Origin of the sequence: Marinomonas sp. PE14-40, from assembly GCF_051623805.1 — a bacterium.
Taxonomy (GTDB): domain Bacteria; phylum Pseudomonadota; class Gammaproteobacteria; order Pseudomonadales; family Marinomonadaceae; genus Marinomonas.
Genome location: NZ_CP130700.1, coordinates 791583 through 816408, shown reverse-complemented (window position 1 = coordinate 816408; position 24826 = coordinate 791583). Strand labels below are relative to the sequence as shown.

Below are 24826 nucleotides of genomic sequence, written 5' to 3'. Positions count from 1 at the left end.
TTTAAACTCTTTAAGCTATAGAAAGTCTAACGCTAATGGTTGTTTTGCTAGGGCAATACCATTTAGGTCTGAATATATGTAATCCCCATCCTCAAATCTAAGCCCTGCAAAAGCCACATTAACACCGACTTCGCCAACCCCTTTACGGGTTGATCTAAGAGGCGTAGCGGCTAAGGCCTTAACACCTAGATCTATTTTAGCTTGCGTCGCCACATCACGCACAGCGCCATTAATAATCACACCTTCCCATCCATTATTTGAAGCTAGCTCTGCCAACATATCGCCAAGCAAAGCGACACGCTTACTGGCACCGCCATCCACAACCATGACTTTACCTGTACCATCTGTAGCAACAAGCTCTTTAACTCGTGAGTTATCTTCAAAGCATTTAACTGTGACGACTTCACCATAGAAAATCGTTTTTTTTCCATAACTATTAAATACAGGGTCTGCGATTAAGAGGTGATCCGGATATTGATCTGTTAAATCAGGTAATAAATCGAGCATGAGTATTCCTTAAACATGATAAGTGAAAGCTAAAAAACTGTAATTTAACTAACAATAACAGTCTTTTAGCTCACCGCCAGTCACCATGACTAATGCTCAACATTTATCATTTAAATGTCTGTATCATGTTCTGATAGGTCATCTTGTTCAGGTTCAGGTAAATCAATTAAGGATTTACTATGCGCAATCCTGAGTAAAATCGAAATTTGTTCATCAGGTGGTAACAGTTCTACTGCTTGAGAAAGGTCTAATAGGCTCAGTTCATAATGCAAATCAACGTCTCTATCGCTAAACCATCGCTGGGCCGAAACTACTTCAAAGCTTGGATCCATGCCTTTAGCATCAAATGTTGCTTCAACCATTGAGCCAACAAGATCTGTATCTAAAGCAAGCACAAAGTCAGTATCAAACTCAGCAGTCCATTCAGCGAGAATATCGCTGGCTTCATACCCAAATTCATATAATTGGTTTTCATCTATGTCACATAAGTTAGATTCAATATTGGCGTTATGTAACCAATCATCATCAGGAATAATGAGAACTTCTTTAATCTGTAGATCTGGTGTTGACCAAGTAAATAGTAAAGGAAAGCTAGCTTCGTCAGCAGAATTAGCGACACAGGTAAGGAATATAGGTAAACTTGTCATATCAATGAATTACATACCAAAATTTAGAGAGTGGTTAGGATGAGCAGCCGAATAAAAGTCAGCAGTGCCTTCGATGGCGGAAACATTAGTCTGATTGAAGCCAACGAGCCGGACAATATTAGAGTAAATATACCAAAAGATACAAACTCTAATTTCTTGCAGTGGTTTTATTTTCGTTTACAAGGGGTAATGGGGGAACATTGTACCATTAGGTTTGAAAATGCGCATGAAGCAGCCTATGCAGACGGCTGGTACGATTATCAAGCTGTTGCCTCATACGATAGAGAATACTGGTTCAGGGTACCAACAGAATATCAAGACGGCCAATTGATTATTCAACATACACCAGAGAAAGACAGTGTGTATTATGCCTATTTTGCCCCTTATTCATATGAAAGACATTTAGATATGCTAGCTTGGTCTAGCTCAAATGATGATTGCATTAATCATGACCTTGGCACTACTGCGGAAGGTCGTGATATCAGTTTATTAGAAATTGGTCGTAATCAAGCCAGCGCCAAGAACATTTGGATAATAGGTCGTCAGCACCCAGGTGAAACCATGGCCCAATGGTTTATTGAAGGTTTATTGGAACGTCTATTTGATGAGTCACATCCCATTTCAAGGGCATTGTTAAACCAGTGTCGTTTTTATGTCGTACCTAATATGAATCCAGATGGTGGTGTACTTGGCAATCTAAGAGTTAATTCTAAAGGGGTTAATTTGAACCGTGAGTGGATGCAACCTTCTGAAGAATTAAGTCCAGAAGTACTGGCTGTTCAAGCCAAAATGGCCGAAGTAGGAGTGGATCTTTTCTTAGACATTCATGGTGATGAAGAGCTACCTGTTAATTTCATCGATGGCTGTAGCCAGATTCCTTCTTTTGATCAACGCATGGCAAATATGGAATCACTCTTTTGTGGAACCTTGTTAGCAGTTAGCCCTGACTTCCAGACAAAACAAGGTTATGAAAATAATCATTTCGGGGAAGATACTTTAAAAGTCGCTGCTAAATGGGTAGGGGAAACCTATAAATGTTTATCCTTAACGTTAGAAATGCCATTTAAAGATAATGAATTATTACCAGACCCAGAAGTTGGTTGGTCACCTGAGCGCTCTAAAATTCTAGGTGCTGATGTGCTTTACCCAATTTACCAAGTTATAAATAGTCCAGAAATGAAATAGTGCTTACATATAAAAATGGCCTAACAAATGTTAGGCCATTTTTTTGTTCTGTAACGCTACTTATCATCTTGATCTGATAAACGCGCTTTTTCTGTTTCTCTTTGTACAGCAGCAAGCACACCACGTAATATGCCTAATTCGCTCTTTTCAGGTCTAGAGCGATTAAAGAAACGCTGCAGTTTCTCAAGTACTTTCCCTGGATGGTTTTTAATCACAAAGTTAATGTCATATAGCGTTTCCTCAAGATGAGTATGGAATAAATCCATGTCGCCTTTACGAGGGTATTCTGCAATCTCAACATCTGTTTTAGCAGATTTATTTTGACTAGCCATCCAAATTTCATAGGCAACAATCTGCACTGCTTGAGAGATATTTAATACAGGGTATTCATCATTGGCATCGATATAAACCTGACGATGACATTGCGCTATCTCATCGTTTAACAATCCTGTTTTCTCTCGACCAAAAACAATCGCAATAGGTTGATTGGTCGCTTCAATAACCGCTGATTCAGCACATTCTCTGGCATTCATTATCGGTAATTGGAAGGTTCTATGACGGGCGCTTGTTCCTATTACAAGGCTACAATCTGAAATTGCTTCTTCAAAAGTTGGTACGATAGTCGCGTTTTCTAAGAGATCCACAGCACCTGCAGCACGGCTAGTTGCTTCTTCAGACGGGTAATCGTTTGGGTCAACCAGATACAAGTTTGATAAGCCCATGTTTTTCATGGCTCTGGCAATAGCGCCAACATTACCAGGGTGGAAAGTATTAATTAAAACGATTCGAATATTACTTAGCATATGGTGTTTTCTATCTTCAACTGTTTCTGATTAAGGGCGTTATTATAAGGCCAAAGTGAGGGAAAGCTCTGTGCTGGCAAAATCGACCTGATCCATCACTATGGTACTGGTCTGATTAAATAAAAATTGCTTACAAGCCCCATGATACAAGGATCCTGTATGTAATACCAAGCGATAACGGCCTCTTGGTACATAGTTAGCCGCAAATGACTGACCCGCTCTTAAATAAAGGGTAAATGGAGCCAAACCATCATAAGATTCAAATGTCAGCATACTATGGCTATTAAGCCTATTTAGAAGACGCAGACGACTATTACCTGTCGGCTCAACGTCGGTTATTAGTTTGCCATGTGCAGGAGAGAGTCCGGGGTTACCAAGGCAAAGCGTTTGATTTGCTGCTTCAATAGTTCCAAAACCAAGATCTGATTCTTTAACCCAACCAGCTTGACCTTGATAGCGAATGGCTAACCAACCAGGCTTGGAGTTATTAGTAACTTGAACATTTTCTAATGGGGCAATACTTGCAATTTCATTAGCTTGATTGTCTGGTGTCGCAAATAATCCACTAAGGCCAAAAGTATAATTAGTGCCAAGTCGGAATTGAGGGTAAAGACCTGCAATAAATGGAATCTGCTTTTTAGAAGATAAAGCTTGAGCTTGTTGGCTCTGGCTTTCTTGCCAATAAAGCGTGCTGTATACACCCATGGCAAATACCACAAGGTATGAAACTGATAAAAATACTTTTTTGAAGACTGTGGATGGCTCTTCAATAGACTTTTTAGCTTTTTCGTCACTTTGTTGAAAGGATTGTTCAAAGGTACGATAAATATTAGGGTCTATAATAGTTTCTGTATGATCATGCGCAGTGTCAGCATCATTATCTAAAGACGAATTTGAAAAAGCATTTAAATTTGATTTAGCGGCTTGTTCATATACTTTTTTAGCGTTTTTCTCATTGATTTTACTGCGAGCATTTCTAAGAGCTGCTTCTTTTGCTCTCTCATTTGAAGCCGTTTTCCGTCTCATATCATCATAAGCACGCTGGCTTTCTTTAATATAAGCTTTCTGAATGTCGTCACTTTCAAACTGAGGCTGATTTGTCTTGTCTGACATAAAGTCATATTTATGCCAATCTTGAACAATTGCACCTTGCCGCATCGATGACAGGACACTTTGATAAGCATCCTGTAGACGTTGAAAGTGTTCTGTTGTATCGGTAGTTGGATTCTTATCAGGGTGATAAAGGCGTGCTAATCGTCGATAGGATGCCTTAGCATCCTGCTCGGTTGCATTAGAATCCAGTTCTAATAAGTGATAATCGTCTAATAAACTCATTTTGAAATTAAAATTTTTCCAAAAAGCTGTTCACAGGAGCCTTGCAGTGGCATTCTACGCTTTTCTAAATTATTGAATTTGTTTTCTATTTGATAACAAACGATATTATGCCTGATTTACTATAATGTACAAAGGAAAGCTTAATGACTGATAGGCTGACTCACCTAGATCAATCTGGCCATGCCCATATGGTCGATGTTTCAGATAAAAATATTTCTCATCGTAGCGCGACAGCGCAAGCCATCATAGAAATGTTGCCAAGTACTTTAACTAAAGTGGTAGAAGGTGGTTTACCAAAAGGTGATGTGATTGCCACTGCTCGTATAGCAGGTATACAAGCTTGTAAAAAAACAGCAGATTTAATCCCTCTGTGCCATCCTTTAATGCTAACGAAAGTTAGCGTAGAAATTGATGTGATTTCAGAAACCCAACTTAAAGTGCTTTGTACCTGTAAATTAAGCGGTAAAACTGGCGTAGAAATGGAAGCCTTAACAGGTGCTTCTGTCACAGCGTTAACCTTGTATGATATGTGCAAGGCTGTAGATAAAGGAATTATCATTAAAGAAGTCGCTTTATTAGAAAAATCAGGTGGTAAAAGCGGCGATTGGAGCAAATCAAATGCATAAACTGGATGTCGTATTCTTTGCCTCGTTAAGAGAGTCTCTAGGAAAAGATAAAGTAAGTATTGAACTAGATAAAGTTACCAGTATCGAAGAGATAAAGCAGGCCGTTGCATGCTTGTTAGATAATCCTGACCCATTATTTGAAGAAGGTATTCAAGCGTCAATTGATTACAATTTTGCTCGTGATAGCAGTAAAGTTGACCCTGAGAATGTGAAAGAAGTGGCTTTCTTTCCGCCGGTAACAGGAGGCTAATATGATCAAAGTCCAGCAAGCAGATTTTGATGTAGCAAAATTATATCAGAATTTATGCGACAACAATCAAACCGGGGCTGTGACAATGTTTGTTGGTCGAGTGCGCGACTTTGGCAATATTTCTAAAGATGATGCTTTAAGCACAAGTAAAGATGAAACGCTGTTTGAATTAGAGCATTATCCAGGAATGACAGAACATAACCTACAACAAATAGTGGATGAAGCTCACGCTCGTTGGGATTTACACGACATCCATGTTGTCCACAGGGTCGGTGAACTCAAAGTACAGGATCAAATTGTATTTGTGGGTGTTAGTAGCTCACATAGAGCAGAAGCTTTTCTTGCCTGTGACTTTGTGATGGATTATTTGAAAAGCCGAGCAGCTTTCTGGAAAAAAGAAACACACTCTGGTAATAGCCAGTGGGTATGTGCCAAAGAAAGTGATGAAAAAAGCTTAGAAAGATGGTCCCGCTAAGCCAGTAGGCTTCCATTTTAATGCTTTATAAGCCCTTATGACTATTTAGGTCTAAGGGCTTTTTTCTTGCCGCTAGCATGCCTTTCTCGATATTCGGTATCAATATACCTATCAGTTGTTGCCATACTTGCATGGCCAGCATCCTCTCTCACATGTTCTTTAGGACGAGTTTTAACATCTTCAGATATACCTGTATGACGTAGCCAGTGGACAGTGGCAACACGAAGATCTTCTGCATCAGACTTCATACCATCTTCAACCATTCTTTGATAAGCCGCATCAAAACAGAATTGGACAATGTTTCTTATCTGGCGAGTACTTGTCATAGCACCTTGGCCACGGTTTTTGGGAATGAGGGAGGTCTGTTCGGCGATAGTCGGTAATAATGGTAGTTGTCTAAACTTACGGTAACGCATTAAAGCTGATAACATTTCATCCGATACAGCTACCAACCTTTCTTTATTACCTTTAGACAGTACTTTAAGCCACCAGTTTCCGTCACTATCTTTGATAAAGTCACCCATAATAGGGGCAGACCTTTCATCGGAAACAAGCTCAGAAATACGCAAGTACATACCTAATAATGCATTCATGATGAATAGCGTTCTTTCATGCATATTAGCATCTTCTTCAGCTAGGATTTCTGCAGTTTCAATCACATAATCCCACTGAAGGTTTGAAATGCGACGAACTTGACGCCTCGTTACTTCTTTTTTAACAAACTTACTTTTTTGTCTAATTAGAGCAACTGGATTTTGTTGTACTGCATCTTCTTGGATAAGAAAACCATAAAACGAAGATAAGATAGAGAAGGTTGCCCTTATGGCGGCTTGAGACAGATTATGGGATTTCAGTTCAGGCGCTTCACCGCTACGAAATTTAAGTTTACTGACATGTGCAACAAAAGGGCGCCACTCTTTATTTGCTTCTCTACCGCCTTGTTTATTCTTAAAGCGAGCCACATTTTTAACACCTATCCAGTCATGAGGAGGTGAGATACAAAAATGGATAAACTCTTCTATTTCATCACGACGTAAATGGGTAGTGGGACTTTGTTTGATTAACCAAGACCAAAGTAGCAACCTTTCAACTTCTCGACGGTAGGAGTTAAACGTTGCTTGAGAGCCGTTATAACTATAGATAAAACAAAGTGCTAATTGCAGATCGCGACGATAATCAGCTTTATTCAACTGAGGCCAATTATGCGAAAGTTGTGCCGTTATGGTTTCAAATTGTGTAAATGGATTTGGTAAGTGCTCAAGATTATCGATTAACGCAGTAGATGACATAGATACATTATACTAAGGTGAAGATAAACCTATATTAGCTTATTAACTAATTCATTAATAACCCATTTAGGCATTTCAGTTACAGAATAAAAACTAATTGAAACAAACAAATATAATTAACTACTTCGCTTCTGTATTTTCCTATCTATACTAGTTTCTATTAAGGAATAACTGGTACGAAGCCAGTATTAAAACAGGTTTGGAAAGGAAGTCCTCATGCCGTTACTAGGATATAGCTATCGCTTTTACATCTCACTCGCATTTACCCTATTAATCATATTGGTAGGCGCTACCTTCTCATCTATTTTCTATTATCAAACCAAAGATATAATCACAGATCTTACCAGTAAAGCTTTTGGCTTTACGGTAGAGGAGACTGCGCTTAAAACGTCTGCTTTGTTCGAAAACGCAGAGTCACTCGTGTCAGTAATCGCCAGTCATGAAATAACCAATACCAGCAATGCCGCTGAGAGAAAGCCCCATTTTAACTTCTTATTAAGCAGCTTTTCTAAAACAAAAAACATTGCTTCTGCGTATATCGCATTCAATGACGGTGATTTTTATTTAGTCAGACGATTACCGAGTAAAAACAAACGATCTTCTTTTTTTAGTGCGCCAGAAGATACACGTTACGTCATTCAGGTCTCCGAAAAAAACCTTGATACCAATACAGGTGAATACCGATATTATGATGAATCATTAGCACTTATTTCTGTTCAGCCAGATATTACCTATGGTCAATTTGACCCAAGGACACGTCATTGGTATCAAATGGCAATGGCGAAACATCAAGCCATCACAGCTGATCCTTATGTTTTCTTTACTACCAAAGAGATTGGAACGACCATAGCGCAAAGGTCACCTTCATCTCGTGCGGTCATTGCGACAGATATAAGTCTAACGAAACTTACTGAGTTTTTAACTGACTTCAAAACAACTGAGAATACCAAGGTGGCATTATTAACACGGGGTTCTGGGGTTATTGCTTCTGTCGACAATACGATTAATGGTCACCTAACTAAGTTAACACCGAATACACCAATACGCTTACCTTTACTTGAAGACAAGGCTCTAAAAGATGTTTTGATGAATAGCCAATTGAACCAACAAAAAAATAACCTAGTTGAAATACACAGTGAAAATCAAAACTGGCTATCTATGGTTAGAAGTATTGAGCTCCCTAATAACATTCAATACACGCTTGTCATTGCCATTCCTACATCTGAATTGTTAAGTGAAGCCACAATAATGCTAATAAAAAGTGCTGTATGGTTAGCTACTTTATTAATTGTATTTTTGCTTCTGACTAATAAACTCGCATCAAGAATGACTAAATCAATTTACTATCTGGTTAAGCAAACGAATCAGATACGTGACTTCAATTTTAAGCGTAAATTTGATTTTAGATCCAACGTAAAAGAAGTGAATATGCTTGGTAGCGCAATGAACCAGATGAACGCAACCATCACTGAGTTTATTGAAATGAATAAACTTCTAGCTGAAGAAGAGGATTTTAGTAAGTTACAGAGTGTGTTGCTTGATAAAACAATCAATATCTGTGAAGCAAAAGCGGGTGTGCTTTATCTTATTGATGAAGACGAAAGTAATTTGCTTCTACCTCAAGTAACCATGATAAATAACAAGCAATTTAAGCAGCATATCTTAGTTCCATTAAGAATTAGTGAACTGCCAGACATGATACAAGATGGCATTATTGAACAAAACTTGATCAAACTGGATTTCAAAGATAAAGATTATATTGCTTTTACGCATCACTCAGGTTTAGAAAGTGTGATTTCTCAAGTTGAAGATAAAATACAAAACTTGATTTTAGTGCCGCTTTTTAATCGTCAAAATAGCTTGATTGGTTGCTTAACCTTATTGATGGATACTGAGCTAAATACTCACCATAAAGCCTTTATACAGGCGATTTCAAGCAATGCTGCCTTGTCTATTGAAACAAGACAACTTATTCAATCACAGGATGAATTATTTGAATCTTTCATCATGCTTCTTGCCAGTGCGATAGATGGTAAAAGCAGCTATACAGCCGAACATTGCAAGCGTGTCCCTGAAATTATGAAACTTTTGGCTCAAGCTGCTCACACGACAGAAACGGGCCCTTATGCTGAGTTTGAACTCACTAAAAATTGTAAACAAGCCATCCACGTGGCTGCATGGCTACATGATTGCGGCAAGATAACAACACCTGAATATGTGATTGATAAGGCAACAAAGCTAGAGACAATTTATGACAGGATACACGAAGTTAGAATGCGTTTTGAATTAATCAAAAAGGAAACAGAGCTGGCTTTTAGTAAAAGAGAGCTTAACGGTGAAGATCCAGTTAGGTTGGCTACAGAGCTTAAAAAAGAGTTAAAGATACTTGATGAAGAGTTTTTACTTGTTGCTGCCTGCAATCAGGGTGACTTAGTCATGGATGACTGGACAACAAACCAACTAAATAATATAGCTAAACGTAAATGGACACGTACTTTAAATGATAGAGTCGGGTTATCTCATTTAGAATTAGCCAGAAAATTGCGCTCTGGCACAACGCCAAATTTACCTGTACAGGAATTTTTATTAGCAGATAAAGAAGAGCACAAAATCATTCGAGACGAAGTTAATATAAAAGATAACTATCACAGTTTGGGCTTTAAAATGAAACAGCCTGAACTACTTTATAATCGAGGTGAATTGTATTCTCTTATGGTTAAACGAGGGACCTTGAATGAAGAAGAAAGATACAAAATCAATGAGCATATTATTCAATCAAGCTTGATGATGGATAAATTGAATTTCCCTAAGCATTTGAAAAATGTTCCAGAAATTGCCTGTGGTCACCATGAAAAAATGGATGGATCAGGTTATCCCAAAGGGCTTACATCTGAACAAATGTCTCCTCTAGCGAAAATGATGGCCATAGCAGATATTTTCGAAGCACTTACGTCAGATGATAGACCTTATAAGAAACCAAATACCTTGTCCCAATCTCTTGAAATTATGTCGAGAATGCGAGACCAGAAACATATAGATAGCGAACTGTTCGATTTATTTGTTGAGAACGGTGTTTATAAAGAGTATGCCGTTAAGCATTTAGATGAAAAACAAATTGACAGTATCCAGCCTGAAAAATTCTTAAGTGAAAACGGAAAAATACATTATTTCAATACCACAAGCCGTTTCACCAGTTAATTAATGACTAAATATGAGAGCCTTATAAAGGCTCCCATTACCAACGATACATAGCCGTAACTTGGTATACGGCGTCTTTTGTATAGGTTTCTTGGTTTAAGTCTGCACGGTTGGCTTGAAAGGAGTTTAATCCAGTAACTTCGAACCTAAGGTTAAGTTCCGAATTAACTTGATTAGCTAATGACAAGGTAATCGCTTCGCCATGACCATTATTATTATCGCCAGCAAGCTGGTCTTTATCTACCGTATCGTAGTTATCATAGCGCAGGCTGACTTTATAATTTTCAATGTCATGACTAACCATGCTAAACCAAGCTCGATAATCAACATTAACAGCATTATCTCCCATGATAGTATTACCTAGTAACCATTGTGCTAGGAACTGAGTATCTTTGGCGATAGGGTAAAAGAGGGAAATCGTATCAAACCGAGTATCCCAGGCATATTGTTGATGCTTAACGACTAACGGATCGCCATTATTGTCATAATGATAAAGCCTTACTTCTGCACCACTCCTGTGTTTAATATGCCCGCCTAAATAATGCCCAATACGATTGTCTAGTTCTAAATATGGATTTACCCAGTTTGGCTGTCTTACAAGAGCACCAGATTGAAGGCTAGGGTAGTTAGCAAAATATACTCTGTCACCAATATTAGTCTGAGCTGAATGTAAGGAAAAACCGCGCCAGCTGATAATACTTCCAATAGCATCATTTCCAATAAATAACCCACCAACACCTTTAAGTGAATATTTAGATCGAAATGCACGACCAGGACGTGTTATTGACCACTCTAAACCTGAAACTTTTAACTCTTCAGCAAACCAAGAGTTTATGGCTGAAAAGTTATTACTATAAGTACTAGTCCAAGCCGTATCATTATTCTCTAACGACATTGATGGATAAAAACTACCAAATCGAAAGTTATGTCGATATTTTGAACTAGTTATTGGGCGATAATTTGCCCAAAACTCAGTAACACCTAAGCTAGATTCTGTATTTTCTGATGCTTGGCCATGAACTTTATAACTAAAGTTGGAGTCTGTAGCTATATCAAGACTAAAAACACTGTCTGCTAATGATAAGCCTGAGAGGCTATCAAGTTGGCCTGAGTCTCTATCATACCAAGAGTTTGCTTGAGTTTCTGAAGCGCCTAGGGTGACACCGCCCTTAATTTCAAGATTGGTATATGGGGTCAATTGCGCTGCGTAAACTTGTTCTATACTCATAAAGGTTAATGAGTATGCGAGGCACTTTTTTACGCTAATCAGCTTGGTACTTTTAGGATAATTGTTCAAATCAACTTCTTTATTTAGGGATTTTTTTATCATTATAATCAGTGCATTAAAATACACACAAACAATCTGTATACTAGTGATATAACTGACAAAACTTTCTATTAATTTACAGCGTTATAATAACGCCTTCAATGCCTAAGGAATATTAGATTCATGTTCAATCTAGCACAGAAGGGACAAAAATTATTGTTAACAGGCCTTTTAGTAGCGACTTCTCTGAATGTCTACTCAGCAGACCTAACTCTGGTTATGACAACCAAGCAAGGTTCATTGTTACGGGATGCTGTGGTTGAGATTATCCCAATAGAAAAAAATGTAGTTTATGATAATTTAGCTGCAAACAATGGCAAAGATTTAGACTTGGTTTCAATCAGCCAAAAAGACAGAACCTTTATCCCTTTTGTTAGTGTTGTCCCAACTGGCACACCAATTGATTTCCCTAACATGGATAAAACACGTCACCATGTTTACTCATTTTCTCCTGCAAAAACATTCCAATTACAGCTTTATATTGGCAAACCTGAAACGCCCATTGTATTCGATAAAGCAGGGATTGTTGCATTAGGCTGTAATATTCATGACTTCATGGAGTCTTATGTTTATGTCGCTGAGAGCCCTTTTGCTCAGAATAGTAACTTAGAAGGTGTTATTCGATTTAAAGATGTACCTGAAGGGGAATATGAAGTCTCTTTTTGGCATCCTTGGCAGGATAGTGAAGAAGCAAGCATAACAATAACTGTTGCTGGTAAAGACTTAACCATTCAGCAAAGTATGGATGTTTATGAAGAAGAATACCCAACAAATGAAGGCATAAACGATAGCTATTAAGGGATAATATGTTTAAAAGTTTCCGCTCACAATTAATTGCCATGCTTGTGTTTTTTCTTGCAATGATACAATTAATTTCAGGAACAGCCATTCTTGATACCATCAAGCGTGACAGTATTAATCAAGCGATTAAACGTATTGATGTCGCTAAAAATGTTTTCCAATTAACTTTAGACAACAGAAATAAACATCTCGGTGTTGGTGTCAGTTTATTGGCTTCGGACTTCGGTTTTAAAACAGCTGTTGCCACTAGAGACGAAGCGACAATACGATCTTCACTTGAAAATAATGCTCAAAGAGTCAGTGCAGATTTTGGCATATTGCTTTCGAGCGATGGTCAAACAATTAACTCTACCTTCGACATGGCTTACAGCAGTGACTTTACTCAACTAGTAAAACGTAATCGCCGTAGCCGCACTATAAACGGCATTATTGAAGTTGATCATAAGCCTTACCAATTGGTGCTGGTACCAGTAAGAGCGCCAAACATTGTTGCTTGGGTAGGTATGGCTTTTCAAATGGGCAATGAGTTAGCAAATGAAATCAAAGGAATTACAGGGTTAGAAGTAAGTTTTGCCACAATAAAGGGTCTGGATACTGTCGAAAAACATGACAGCCACACAAGTACATTAAACGTGACTGCCATTGATTCAATTTTACATAAATTCAAAGGTGAAGATGTAGACGATAACACCACTTTATTCTCAGATGATGAAAACTTTTTAACCTCTCGAGTTAAGTTAGATCTTGATAATCATTGGGCTTTCTTACATTTACCCTATAATTCATGGATACAAAATATTAATGAAGTTACCAACCGTTTAATCATTATTTTCTCTATTATTCTTTGCCTATCAATTCTTTTAAGTTGGTTTAGTGCTCGCCGCCTGTTAAAACCTATTCAAATACTTGTTTCAAAGGCTAAAAAAATAGGTCGAGGAGAGCATGTCGAAATAGAGCATCAAGCAGGCGAGTTTGGAGTCCTTTCAAAAACCCTATCAGGCATGCAAGTTCGAATAGCAAAAAGGGAAGAAGAGCTCTCATTTCAAGCGTCACACGATAGTTTAACTGGCCTTAAAAACCGAAATGCGGTTGAAATTTTTCTTTCGGAAAACTTAAACACAAGTTTAGGCGGTGTGCTCCTTATTAATATTCGTCACTTTAAAGATATTAATAACATGATGGGGTTTGAAACAGGTGACATATTACTTTGTCAATTTGGTAAGAGAATTGATAGCCTGATCAAAAACAGTGATGTTGTTGCTAGACTAGCTGGAGATGAATTTTTAGTCGTATTCAATAGTCAACTTGATGAAATGACATTGACTAAAATGCATCAAGAACTTCAAGCAGAATTCGATGTTTCAGGGTCTAAAATTTGTTTGCAGCTCTGTATGGGGGCTTTGTTTTTTGCAGATCAAGATGACCTTAGTGTTAATGGTGTAATGAGGCGTGTTGATATAGCTGCAGACGAAGCCAAGCAAAGTGAAAACGGAATAGCTATCTATGAACAAGGTCAAGATGAAAGCCACAGAAGAACGTTATCTATTATCCGTGACTTGCCAAATTCGCTTGAAACTAATCAGCTATTTATTGTTTATCAACCAAAAGTAAACATTCAAAAAAGAAAGTGCTATGCGGCTGAGGCGCTTATTCGTTGGATACACCCAACCCTTGGATTTATTTCACCGGCAGACTTTATTCCTTTATTAGAAAGGTCTGGCAATATTCAATTAGTCACCAAATGGGTTATTGAAGAAGTCTGTAAACAGCAGTCAAATTGGCAAATAGAAGACATGCAGGTTCAAGTGGCTATTAATTTATCTGCTCTAGATCTATTAGATTTAAGCTTGCCAAATTTCATTAAAGGCATGATGGAAAAGTATCATGTTTCACCTTCTCAATTAGCCTTCGAGGTAACTGAAAGCTCTGTGATGAAGGATACCAAGACAGTCATCCATGTACTAAACGCACTGAAAAGAATGGGCTTCAAACTGTCTATTGATGACTTTGGAACAGGACAATCTTCTTTAGCTTACTTAAGAGACTTACCGGTTGATGAAGTAAAAATTGACAGGTCATTCGTACATGATGTGGATACGAATGAATCTAATGCCTTAATAGTTAATACAACCATTCAACTTTCACATAGCTTTGGATTCTCAGTGACAGCCGAAGGTATGGAGAATGTTGAAGGGCTATCTATTTTAGAAGATTATGGCTGTGAAACAATACAAGGTTATTACTTTTCTAAACCGCTCAAGCCGGATGAATTTCTAAACTGGCAATCAAGTTTCAGCTACTCATCCGATGAATGGTGGCATGAAAATACCATGGAAAAATAGGGCGTTTGTGTCCAATTTATAACAAATTAGTAGTAAACAGCCCCTTCGGGTACATCTTTAGTAACAACCGCATTGGCGCCGATAATGGCGCCATTGCCAATTCTCATTCCTGGTAATATCTTCACACCGCCTCCAATCCAGACATCATCACCAATAACGATAGGTTTCGCTGAACAAGTACCAGTACGTCTAAACTCAACATCTTTAGGATGATCGACCGTATATAGGTGAGTTCCAGGGCCTATTAAAACGTTATTTCCGATAATTATTGATGCAGCGTCTAGAAAAACGCATTGAAAGTTGATGTAGACATTTTGGCCCATGCTTATATTAACGCCGTAGTCACACTGAAAGCCTGGCTCTAGAATCACTGAATCGAATGAAGCAAAAAGGCGCGTTATATGCTTCATATTGCCTTTACTAGGATGCGCATTAAATTTAGAACACGCTAGACGAGCAGATTCTCGTAATAATCGTAATTCAAGATCTAAAGTGTTGAAGGCATGGCCAAGGCGCATTTTTTCTAGTTCAGTCATAAAGTAGCTCATCGAAGTAAAATCAAATCGAAAGGATTATATATTAACGTGTTTGAGATAAAACCAGTGATTACAATCTAGATGATTTAAATTCAAACTTAGAGACTTAGAGACTTAGAGACTTAGAGAGGAAACTTAAAGATTTAAGATAAATAAAATAATTAATATTCACTAATTATTTTTGAATTTACTTTATGGCATTACAGATCAATGAATTAAAAATTCATAATCCAGAACACAGGTGGAAGTTAAGAAATATGCCTACAAAGGGATGTATTTACGAATATCTACTATTTCCGATAATAACATTTATCGGAAATAAATATGATATTCATATGTCCTTAATCCAACTAATAAGTTCTTAGCTGACTTTCATTCAAACCCTTAAGCTGTATGGCTTTGAGTAATTAATAAAGCGCTTTCTATCTAACTCTTTGTGATCTGATTTCATTTCTTGTTTGATGCTGGGAATATTTTATTGCGGGAAATAACTATGAGCTCTAAATAACTATGAGCTCTGAGTTTGATACTAGACACAAACGAACTAAATAAATTTAATTTTGTTCACTGATATCAAACGTCTAACAGCTATTGTGTGAATAAGGACTGTCTGCTTTTATATTTCTGAATAAAGACTCTTATGAACTAGATACAAGTTAAGGCAAGGCATTTTGTCTTATAGTTAAAACAGTTGTTTCGAGGTCTCGTTAATGAATTCTGGGAATTTGTTAAAAGATACTTTCTATAGATCATTTGATGAATTCACGCTTAACATATCTTGTTATCACCTAGACCTCATTGGAGGCTCAAATTATCACTGCCTGCACTTTAGTTAATTTAAGCGACTTGATTATTAAAATTACATAGAAGTTATATTGGGCATGATTGCCCTCATAATATGTTAGAAAAAATGATAGAGGATTTTCTACATGATCACCCTGCTCATTATTTTTATTGCTAATAAGCTAGTGTGAATTGATGTATTTAAAATATGTTTTCTCTTATGTTGTTTTATTTATCTGCAAAGATGTTGTGCTTTTAAGTTATTGAAATGAAGAATAACGATACATACTTTCTTTAGTAACATCATCTCTGCGCTCCTCAATTTTCTCCCACAAAGCTGTCGCTAAATCAGGGTATCTAGCAACAAACCTATTACTGAGTACTAAAAAATAATCCTTTGTTTTAAGCGGCACTGATGATCGCTTTATTCCTGAAAATTCTGCACTATCAAGTAATGGGGCCACTTTTACATCTTGTAAGGCTGCACCTACGACTTGAGGACGCTTGGTAAGCATCAGTAACGCCTTATACGCGGAATCTGGCTGCTGAACTTTTTGTCCTATCTTTTCAAGATCGCCAATGATGGAATCGCCATGTTCAGCAACAATAAAGCCCTTTGCCCCTGTTACATTCGTGCCATCCCAGTCTAATTTTGCTTCTATTAGTGAATAGAGCCAATAACTAAGGGTTGCAAGCCTTTTTGAGCTATCAAGCTTGCCTTCTTGTGTCAGTGGATAGCGAACTATTTTGGCTCTATCGGGTTTATAGGAAAACATGAAAGCACCATCAATCTGGCCATGTTTAAGTAGGTGCATTACTCGTACATTAGGATATCGTTTATACACGATTTTGAGGTTAAGCTCCTGAGCAGCAGCGTTAATAATATCCAAAGCAATACCGGGTGGTTCGATTACTTCCACTCCTGTACCCATTTGGTATGGCGGAGATGGATTGATTTGATATGACAAGGTCAATTCTATGGGTTCGGATGATTGACTGGTAGCAGGGAACATAAAAATAATAAAGAGCCAAAAATATATCTTGTGCGAATTCATTATGGTAATTATTCCTATATTAAAGCGTTACATGTATGGATCCTTCCTTTACATTTAAGTTTTGCTGCAAGGTTTTAGTTTAGTAATAAATTAGAGTCTTTCTAGTTAATCAAATTTTCCAGATTTCATATAATACAGTAACTTATATCAATTTAAATAGGTCTAACTCTTTTCATAGCTAGCTCTTACCAAAACAATTTAACCAGATCTCAAGCTTACTGGTAAGAAGAAATATAATGATTTTATTAATCAATTCAAATACATATAAATTGTAGTGAAAGATGGATTTTGTTAACGATCACCCTGCTCTTCATTTATTAATTATGAGTCAGGGTGAATTTTAGAATTTACAAAGAAGGCATTTTATTGAGTGGACTTTCTTTAATCTATTTAAAAGAAATAGACGCTAAAATGCGGCGATCGCCTTCAAATGGCTGCCTAGCATGTAATACTGTGTGGTTATTAACCCAAAGTACATCACCATTTTGCCATTTAAAGTTTACGCACTTACCATCCATTTGTTCAACTAAAGCATCGATGGTAGCTTCATCCATAAGCTCTCCCTTGCCTGTTTCTACCGCGGTTTTACCTGTGTTACGACTATCATTCCAACCTGTATAAACAGCAACAACCGAATTGAAAAAGACTTTTTGCTGAGTTTCTTCATCAAATCGAATTGCAGATAAGGTATTAGTTTGAGTACGAAGGTCGCCATTATCTAGCCACTCCCAACTCATGCCAGCTTCTTTCATTTTTTCTTCTGCATCATCTTTGGTAGTGACTTGGAATGTATCTTTCCAAGAGCGACCAATAGCGGAGGTATTGTCTGTCACTTCAGGCATCACTCTGACATAACGAACACCATCCTTTTCAATTTTCGATGCGAAATCAGCATTTAACTCGAATAAGGATTTGCAAATTTCACCTGAGTGAAGAATCGACGTTGCTCCACCTTTAGGTGATGCTGTTTCACAATAAAAGAAAATATAACCAGGTGGTGTCGGTACCTGCGCCATTTCATGGTGGAAAGGAATTTTTTCAGTTGCAGGTGATTCATTCGCTGTGACAATACGTGATGCTGTAACTTGTTCACGTGGTGCTGCGCCGCCAACATAAGGCATATTTTTATAGTCAGTTTGATCTAACATCTTTTCAAATTCAGCGGCACTATCAAGTGGAAAGCCACGTAGCAACACTGCACCATGCTTGATCAGGTATTCATGTAATTCTGCTTTATTTTCACTAATCCAGTTTAAAAATTCAGCTTTAGTCGCATTCTTTTGCGTCTCACTAGGTGTAACCATTAAAGGAAAATCTAAACCATTTACTTGTTTTTGTTCTGCTAGTTTACCTATGACTACACTCATTTTATCTCCTAAATCTAAATTATTATTGTTAGCTTAGTTATCTGAAACTATGCGAATCAATCATGTATCAATACTTAAAACTCTAATCTTTATATTTATAAAAGTAAATCAATAGTGAATGAATTGTTGTTAAATTTATACAATATACATTCAAACTATTGATTTAATTTAGAATTTTTTTAGAGATTATTTTATGAAGGAATAGCCATTTTCTGTGATATTTACAGCTTGGCCTGTCATTGCTGAGTGTTGAGCCGCTAGACCAACAACAACGGCTTTAAGCCCATCTTCGATACTAACTTCAACACTTTTTTCTTGAGTAATAGCCTCAAAAAAACCTAAATGTTGATAAAAAGTAGAGCCGTTATGGTCGCCTGCTGCAAGTAAAGTGTCATCTACTGGAATATCAGACTCAGTTGGTCCTTTTGGATCCCTTGGACTTAAAACGACTTTAGGGATTGGTGCTTCACCGAGCGTTTCAACAGGCCAGAAACGACCTGGGCCTGGCACAAAGCATTCAATTTTAGCCTTTTCGCCAACTGCGCAAATTTCTTCCTGATATCGTGACCCTTCAGCAAACATATTCAGATCTAAACTAGCACGTTTTCCATTTTCAAAATCAACGACAACAAATGCATTATCAATGATATCTGGTTGCTCACCATCATAACTTTCGTCTAAATGATTTACATCTTGTCCTGTTGAGGCATAAACACGCTTAACTTCGGACTCTGCCAACAAACGCATCAAATCGAAAAAATGACAGCATTTCTCAACCAAGGTACCCCCGGTTTTATGATTAAATCGATTCCAATCTTGTACCTTTTCAAGAAAAGGGAACCTATGCTCTCTGATACTTAGCATTTTCATATCGCCAATTTCATTAAGTTGCTTTCTTAACTGAGCAACAGGCGGCATATAGCGATATTCCATAGCAACCCAAACAGGTGAAGGATGTTTATGAGCAGCCTCTTGTATTGCTTTTACTTGATCTAATTGAGTGATGACTGGTTTTTCAATCAAGATTGGAAGTTTAGTGTGTTCAAAAAGGTAAAGAAGTTGTTCTGCATGCTGAAAATTAGGTGTCGCAACAACTATGGCACCTAATTCTGGTTCACCTTGAAGCATAAGTTCTAGTGAATCGTAAAAAGCAACATCAGGTACTATTTGCGTACATTTAATTCGCATATCAAGGTCTGGCTCTACAATTGCCACCACTTTAGCACCTTCAATAAGGGCTATATTGTTAAGATGTTCTTGACCCATCATGCCGCAACCAAGCATGCCATAACGTACGCTATTGCTCATTTTCTTTACCTCATTTTTTGTTGTATTAACGCCAACGAGCAAAGTATCGACACTTACTTGGGTCAAACCAGGTTAAAGAGTATTCCTCAATTTTATCCTCGTTTGACCAGCCTCTTCTTTGCACCCTTGGCAGTATTTGGTCTTTATCTAATTGAAGCCCTGCTGCAACCCAATCAGGAATAGGTGCACAATCAATTTCGTCTTCAACTCGACTTATCCAGAAAGAAAAGTTTTCTCGATAATGTAAATATAAAGATTCGTGTAAATCTTCTAACGTTAGTTTCTCTGCGTGTTTATGGCTAAACCAGATTTGTTCGGCTGCCACTAAGTCAGTATTTAAATATCGCAGACGCTTAATGCACCAGGTACTTGCATCAATTTGTTCTAACCTTAACTGTTGGTTTACATCCGTGTTTTGATCTTTTCCAACACTTAAAGTATCGGCACTAGGTGCACCGCCACCGGCTAAAAGCTCTAAATGAAAAAACTGATAAATTGCCCTTCCACCTGGAGCTCTTTTAACATAAGTCCCCGAACCTTGGCGTCTTTCTAATAAACCATCAGTTTCTAATTTAGCAAGTGCTTTTCTTAGCGTGCCTACAGCAACGCCAAGCTTGACAGCTAATTCAGCTTCAACTGGAAGCCTCTCTCCAGCCTGCCAATGACCTGCTGCAATTTCACGGTGTAATAACTCTCCGATTTGAATGTATAGCGGCAATTTCTTTTTTGTTTTTTTATCTTTCACACACTCACTCCATATACTTATTTATCAGCCTATTTTACAGACTCAAACGACATTAGAAAGCATGCACTTAATGCAATTCTAACAATGGATAAACCGTAATATCTAAGCCGTATATATTAGGAAGTACTTAAAAAGCGAAAATTAAACAAAATTCATTCACTATTGATTTACATCATTAGAATACACTGATAGTGTAAATATACAAGTTGTGTCAATTTAGATTTTTGAACTGAATTGATGCTCATTTTTCTAGAGAGAAGAATAACTACTGCATTTATCTAGTCGTTATAGGGTGAGTTAAAAAATGAAAAAAATACAAATGGGTCAATCCGATATTGAATTAAGCCGTTTAGTGTATGGCGCATGGCGACTAGATGATGCTGAAGATACATCAAGCGCACATGTTAGAGAAAAAATTGACCTGTGTTTATCTCAAGGTATCACTAGTTTTGATCATGCTGACATCTATGGCGACTACCGTTGTGAAGCTATTTTCGGCAATGCTATAAAAAACGATAACTCTCTTCGTAAAGATATACAGCTTATTTCTAAGTGTGATATTGCTCTTTTATCGGATAAATTTCCTGACCGCAGAGTTAAGTTTTACGACACCAGCGCACAATATATAACCACAAGTTTAGAACAGAGCCTTAGCAACCTATCAACAGATTATTTGGATCTTTTATTGATTCATCGCCCTGATCCATTTATGGATGCAGCTGAAACAGCATCCGCTTTAGATGCATTAGTTGATAGCGGTAAAGTACGTGGTGTTGGTGTTTCTAACTTTGGTCCATGGGATTGGAAACTGATTCAAAAACATATGAAGCATCCACTTTTAACCAACCAAGTTGAAATGAGTTTGCTTAACCGTGGAAGCTTTGTAGATGGCACTCTTGCTGCGATGCAAACAGATAACATCACGCCAATGGCATGGTCACCGCTTGCTGGCGGACAGTTATTTCAAGATTCTGCTGCAACCCAGCGTTTAGCGCCTATCTTTAAGCGTATCTGTGATGCTCAAAATACCAGCATTGATCATGTTGCCTTAGCATGGTTGTTAGCTCATCCAGCTAATATTTTACCTGTTGTTGGCACTAACAATCCTGAGCGTATTAAGTATTTATCAGATGCTTTAAACCTAGATATCGATCGTGAAACTTGGTTCGAGTTATGGACTGCGGCTGAAGGCCAAGAAGTGCCATAAAACTAAGAATTCACATTCTTTAATGGGAGGCAAAATGATCGTGTTAATGTCTTTGGTAAAATATCTCAGTAGTTTCAACCTTATGTTACATAAGGTTGGACGCAATATCGCATGGGTACTGGTTACCCTAATGATAAGCGTAATACTGCTACAAGTATTCTTTCGCTATGTTCTTAATAACGCACTTCCTTGGCCAGAAGAAGCTGCTAGAGCCCTCATGATTTGGATGATGGCTGTCGTCGCTGGTGAGGCCTATAGAAAAGGAAGTTTTGTTGCTATAGATATGTTGATTCTTGCTCTCCCAGATAAAGCAGCAAGCTTGTTAAAGCTTGCTCTCTATCTATTGGCAGGGTTAGTTCTTTTCAAACTTTTCACCTTAGGAATCGACTTTTTTGAACGGGGTTTTAGGTCTAGAGCAGCCTCTATTCATATTTCTCGTGCATGGATATATCTAGCAATGCCTGTGTGCTTTTTCACCATGCTTTTATCAAACATCGAACTTGTGTTACGTGAAATTGGCTGCCTATTAGGTAAGGCAGATGAATACGCTTTGAATTTTAAAGAAAAGTAATTAATACCCTTACTTTCTAAAAATAATAAAAACGAGAGAAAATTAATGTTAGCGCTATTTTTACCCCTGTTTTTAGTTTTTTTATTGATTGGCATGCCTGTGTTTTTTGCCATGCTAACGGCTCCCGGTATCATGCTGTATGCAACAGGTATGGAAAGAGACGTCTCCTTACTGTTTCGCAATATATACAATGGTATTGATTCATTTCCTTTAATGGCTATTCCATTTTTTATGCTAGCTGGCGAGATAATGAATCGTGGTGGCATTACGCTCAACCTTGTTCAATTCTCGCAATCTTTTATAGGTCATGTTCGTGGTGGTCTTGCACATGTCAATATTCTTTCAAGTATGCTTTTTGCAGGTCTTTCAGGCTCGGCAGTAGCAGACACATCCGCCATTGGTTCCATGATGATTCCAGCTATGGAGAAGAATGGTTACAAACGTAAGTTTGCAGCGGCAATTACGGCGGCCTCATCTGTAATTGGCCCTATTATACCGCCATCAGGCATCATGATTATCTATGCTTATACAATGGAAGTGTCTGTCGCAGCCTTGTTTGCGGCCGGTATTGTGCCTGGTATTTTAGTGGGTGTGTCATTAATGCTAATGGTAGCTTTAATGGCTAAGAAGTATGACTTCCCAATAGCCGGTCCGAAATCCACATGGAAAGAAAGAGGTAAAGCCACTAAAGGTGCAATACTACCATTATTTGCTCCTGTCATTATCCTTGGCGGCATCATTGGCGGTATTTTTACGCCAACGGAAGCGTCTGCGGTTGCCACCTTTTACGCATTAATTATCAGTGTTTGGGTAATGAAAACCGTTAAGCTTTCTGACCTACCTGATATCTTTATCAAAGGTGCTCAAGCTTCAGCGGTTGTACTACTTCTTGTCGGTTCTGCTATCGCCTTTAAAACCGTCGTTAGCCTTTCTCACAGTGCTGAGATTCTAGCTGAATGGGTATTAGCGATCAGCGATAATCCACTTATGCTGCTTTTCTTGATAAACATACTCTTGTTCGTTGTCGGTATGTTTCTAGATGCAGGCCCTGCCATCATTATTCTTGGCCCTATTTTAGGCCCTATTTTTATTAATCTTGGTATAGATCCTGTTCATTTCGCCATCATCATGTCAGTTAACTTAACAGTGGGTCTTGCAACACCACCCATGGGGCTTGTTTTATTTGTGGCCTCGAGTGTGTCTGGTGAGCGAATCGAATCAATTTCAAAGGCAATTCTTCCCTTCCTAGCGGTTGAGGTTGTCGTGATATTTCTTATTACCTTTTTCCCATCTTTATCCATGACGGTTCCAAGATTATTGGGGCTGGTGTCCGGATAAGTAATTAGCTAAATCATTAAATAATAAAAAACGAGGACGAATTCATGTTTCTAAAAACAAAAATAAGCAGAATGATAGGTACAGCAGTACTTGCTACCAGTGTGCTATTAGGCGCTCAAGCACAAGCTGCTGATTTTAACCTTCGTGCTGTCGCAAACTCGAACGAAAATGATGAAGATTATGATGGTCTAGTTGTTTTCAAAGACTTTGTAGAATCACATTCAAATGGCCGCATTAATGTAGACCTATATATAGGCACTCAGCTTTGCGGTAATGGTGTCGAATGTCTTGAAGCGGTTGAATATGGTTCTGTTGATATTTACATTTCTACCTCTGGTGGTGCATCAGCCATGTACCCTTACGTTCAGGTACTTGATTTACCTTATCTATTAAGGGACGACAGAATTGCTGAAACAGTTTTTGAAGGTGACTTTACCCGTGAATTGCGTAAGCAGATCCTTGAAGATTCAGGTGATACTGTCCGTCTGATGACAATCGGTAATACTGGTGGCTGGCGTAATTTTGCGAATACCAAGCGTACGGTCAAATCACCAGATGATTTGGAAGGCTTGAAAATTCGTACAGTGGTATCAGATCTACCTCAAGAGTTAGTAAGATCATTAGGTGCTAGCCCTACTCCAATTCCATGGCCAGAACTTTTCACCTCATTCCAAACAGGTGTTGTTGAAGGTTCTAAGAATGGCATCACAGACATTATGGGGATGAAGTTCACAGAAGCAGGTCTTAAGCACGTTACTCTAGACGGTCACGCTTATATGTCTGCACTATGGTATATGAGTAATGAATCTTTCATGGATATGCCTGAAGATCTACGTAAAGTGGTTGTTGACGGTTTCAGTGCGCTTCAGCAGGCAACGTTTGCCTCACCAAAACGTAAATCAATCCAAGCTTATCAAGATTTTGCTAAAGCCGGTGGCGAGCTTTATGTACCAACACCCGCTGAAAAAGCTGAGTTCAAAAAATCAGCTGAGCCTGTTTATGACTGGTTCAAGGGTAATATAAAAGATGGCGAGAAGTGGTTTAACCTACTTGCTAAATCTGCAGCTGATGCAGAAAAACAAGTCGATAACGCTTATGCAAATGACTTGAATTAATAGTATTGCTCTTACT

At 38.0% G+C, this 24826-nt stretch carries 21 protein-coding genes and 1 pseudogene; 11 read left to right on the top strand and 11 right to left on the bottom strand.

Annotation, left to right across the window (positions count from 1 at the left end):
• Window positions 1-15: 15 nt before the first annotated feature.
• A complete protein-coding gene (locus tag Q0A08_RS03765; protein ID WP_438464971.1) occupies window positions 16-507 on the bottom strand; it encodes a putative 4-hydroxy-4-methyl-2-oxoglutarate aldolase in 492 nt (163 codons plus the stop codon).
• A gap of 110 nt (window positions 508-617) precedes the next feature.
• On the bottom strand, window positions 618-1154 hold the full coding sequence (locus Q0A08_RS03760; protein ID WP_438464969.1) for a hypothetical protein: 537 nt from the start codon (window positions 1152-1154) through the stop codon (window positions 618-620).
• A gap of 39 nt (window positions 1155-1193) precedes the next feature.
• Here Q0A08_RS03760 and Q0A08_RS03755 point away from each other — a divergent pair, with 39 nt between their 5' ends.
• Window positions 1194-2339: a M14 family metallopeptidase gene (locus Q0A08_RS03755; protein ID WP_438464968.1), complete on the top strand. Its 1146-nt coding sequence runs from the start codon at window positions 1194-1196 to the stop codon at window positions 2337-2339.
• Window positions 2340-2395: 56 nt separating this feature from the next.
• On the opposite strand, the gene trmJ is transcribed toward Q0A08_RS03755, so the two are convergent.
• Together trmJ and Q0A08_RS03745 are read right to left on the bottom strand one after the other, a co-directional pair.
• Window positions 2396-3142 carry a tRNA (cytosine(32)/uridine(32)-2'-O)-methyltransferase TrmJ gene (gene trmJ, locus Q0A08_RS03750; RefSeq protein ID WP_438464967.1) on the bottom strand — a complete coding sequence of 249 codons (747 nt, stop codon included), beginning with the start codon at window positions 3140-3142 and terminating at the stop codon, window positions 2396-2398.
• A gap of 42 nt (window positions 3143-3184) precedes the next feature.
• Window positions 3185-4477, bottom strand: a complete 1293-nt coding sequence (locus Q0A08_RS03745) for a J domain-containing protein (protein ID WP_438464965.1) — start codon at window positions 4475-4477, stop codon at window positions 3185-3187.
• Window positions 4478-4620: 143 nt separating this feature from the next.
• Between Q0A08_RS03745 and moaC the strand changes: the two genes are divergently transcribed.
• The 3 genes from moaC to Q0A08_RS03730 are packed head-to-tail and all read left to right on the top strand — an operon-like array spanning window position 4621 to window position 5828.
• Window positions 4621-5103 carry a cyclic pyranopterin monophosphate synthase MoaC gene (moaC, locus tag Q0A08_RS03740; RefSeq protein WP_438464964.1) on the top strand — a complete coding sequence of 161 codons (483 nt, stop codon included), beginning with the start codon at window positions 4621-4623 and terminating at the stop codon, window positions 5101-5103.
• Window positions 5096-5353: a MoaD/ThiS family protein gene (locus Q0A08_RS03735; protein WP_438464963.1), complete on the top strand. Its 258-nt coding sequence runs from the start codon at window positions 5096-5098 to the stop codon at window positions 5351-5353. The genes moaC and Q0A08_RS03735 overlap by 8 nt, the downstream gene beginning before the upstream one ends.
• Before the next feature lies 1 nt (window position 5354).
• Window positions 5355-5828 (top strand): molybdenum cofactor biosynthesis protein MoaE, encoded by a 474-nt coding sequence (locus Q0A08_RS03730; RefSeq protein ID WP_438464962.1) that lies wholly within the window; start codon window positions 5355-5357, stop codon window positions 5826-5828.
• Between the two features lie 41 nt (window positions 5829-5869).
• Here Q0A08_RS03730 and Q0A08_RS03725 read toward each other — a convergent pair whose 3' ends face one another.
• Window positions 5870-7117 (bottom strand): tyrosine-type recombinase/integrase, encoded by a 1248-nt coding sequence (locus Q0A08_RS03725; protein WP_438464961.1) that lies wholly within the window; start codon window positions 7115-7117, stop codon window positions 5870-5872.
• Between the two features lie 216 nt (window positions 7118-7333).
• Between Q0A08_RS03725 and Q0A08_RS03720 the strand changes: the two genes are divergently transcribed.
• Window positions 7334-10315, top strand: a complete 2982-nt coding sequence (locus Q0A08_RS03720; protein WP_438464960.1) for an HD domain-containing phosphohydrolase — start codon at window positions 7334-7336, stop codon at window positions 10313-10315.
• A gap of 37 nt (window positions 10316-10352) precedes the next feature.
• On the opposite strand, the gene Q0A08_RS03715 is transcribed toward Q0A08_RS03720, so the two are convergent.
• On the bottom strand, window positions 10353-11612 hold the full coding sequence (locus Q0A08_RS03715; RefSeq protein WP_438464959.1) for a hypothetical protein: 1260 nt from the start codon (window positions 11610-11612) through the stop codon (window positions 10353-10355).
• Window positions 11613-11765: 153 nt separating this feature from the next.
• Between Q0A08_RS03715 and Q0A08_RS03710 the strand changes: the two genes are divergently transcribed.
• Window positions 11766-12440: a methylamine utilization protein gene (locus tag Q0A08_RS03710; protein ID WP_438464958.1), complete on the top strand. Its 675-nt coding sequence runs from the start codon at window positions 11766-11768 to the stop codon at window positions 12438-12440.
• 8 nt (window positions 12441-12448) lie between these two features.
• Window positions 12449-14785, top strand: a complete 2337-nt coding sequence (locus Q0A08_RS03705; RefSeq protein WP_438464957.1) for an EAL domain-containing protein — start codon at window positions 12449-12451, stop codon at window positions 14783-14785.
• 50 nt (window positions 14786-14835) lie between these two features.
• Here Q0A08_RS03705 and Q0A08_RS03700 read toward each other — a convergent pair.
• From Q0A08_RS03700 to Q0A08_RS03680, 5 genes and pseudogenes are all read right to left on the bottom strand, one after another.
• Window positions 14836-14943: pseudogene (locus Q0A08_RS03700) on the bottom strand (DapH/DapD/GlmU-related protein); the annotation flags it as partial.
• Window positions 14944-16364: 1421 nt separating this feature from the next.
• Entirely contained in the window at window positions 16365-17159 is a 795-nt protein-coding gene (locus Q0A08_RS03695; RefSeq protein ID WP_438464955.1) for a hypothetical protein, read from the bottom strand.
• 386 nt (window positions 17160-17545) lie between these two features.
• On the bottom strand, window positions 17546-18526 hold the full coding sequence (locus Q0A08_RS03690) for a TauD/TfdA family dioxygenase (protein ID WP_438464954.1): 981 nt from the start codon (window positions 18524-18526) through the stop codon (window positions 17546-17548).
• A 186-nt stretch (window positions 18527-18712) separates the two neighbouring features.
• Window positions 18713-19834, bottom strand: a complete 1122-nt coding sequence (locus Q0A08_RS03685; RefSeq protein ID WP_046017905.1) for a Gfo/Idh/MocA family protein — start codon at window positions 19832-19834, stop codon at window positions 18713-18715.
• 25 nt (window positions 19835-19859) lie between these two features.
• Window positions 19860-20579, bottom strand: a complete 720-nt coding sequence (locus Q0A08_RS03680) for a GntR family transcriptional regulator (protein ID WP_438464952.1) — start codon at window positions 20577-20579, stop codon at window positions 19860-19862.
• 304 nt (window positions 20580-20883) lie between these two features.
• On the opposite strand from Q0A08_RS03680, the gene Q0A08_RS03675 reads away from it, so the two are divergent.
• The 4 genes from Q0A08_RS03675 to Q0A08_RS03660 are packed head-to-tail and all read left to right on the top strand — an operon-like array spanning window position 20884 to window position 24810.
• Window positions 20884-21786 carry an aldo/keto reductase gene (locus tag Q0A08_RS03675; RefSeq protein WP_438464950.1) on the top strand — a complete coding sequence of 301 codons (903 nt, stop codon included), beginning with the start codon at window positions 20884-20886 and terminating at the stop codon, window positions 21784-21786.
• A gap of 34 nt (window positions 21787-21820) precedes the next feature.
• Window positions 21821-22357 (top strand): TRAP transporter small permease, encoded by a 537-nt coding sequence (locus tag Q0A08_RS03670; RefSeq protein WP_438464949.1) that lies wholly within the window; start codon window positions 21821-21823, stop codon window positions 22355-22357.
• Window positions 22358-22402: 45 nt separating this feature from the next.
• Entirely contained in the window at window positions 22403-23695 is a 1293-nt protein-coding gene (locus Q0A08_RS03665; protein WP_438464948.1) for a TRAP transporter large permease, read from the top strand.
• Between the two features lie 44 nt (window positions 23696-23739).
• Window positions 23740-24810 (top strand): TRAP transporter substrate-binding protein, encoded by a 1071-nt coding sequence (locus Q0A08_RS03660; RefSeq protein WP_438464946.1) that lies wholly within the window; start codon window positions 23740-23742, stop codon window positions 24808-24810.
• The last annotated feature ends 16 nt before the right edge of the window (window positions 24811-24826 follow it).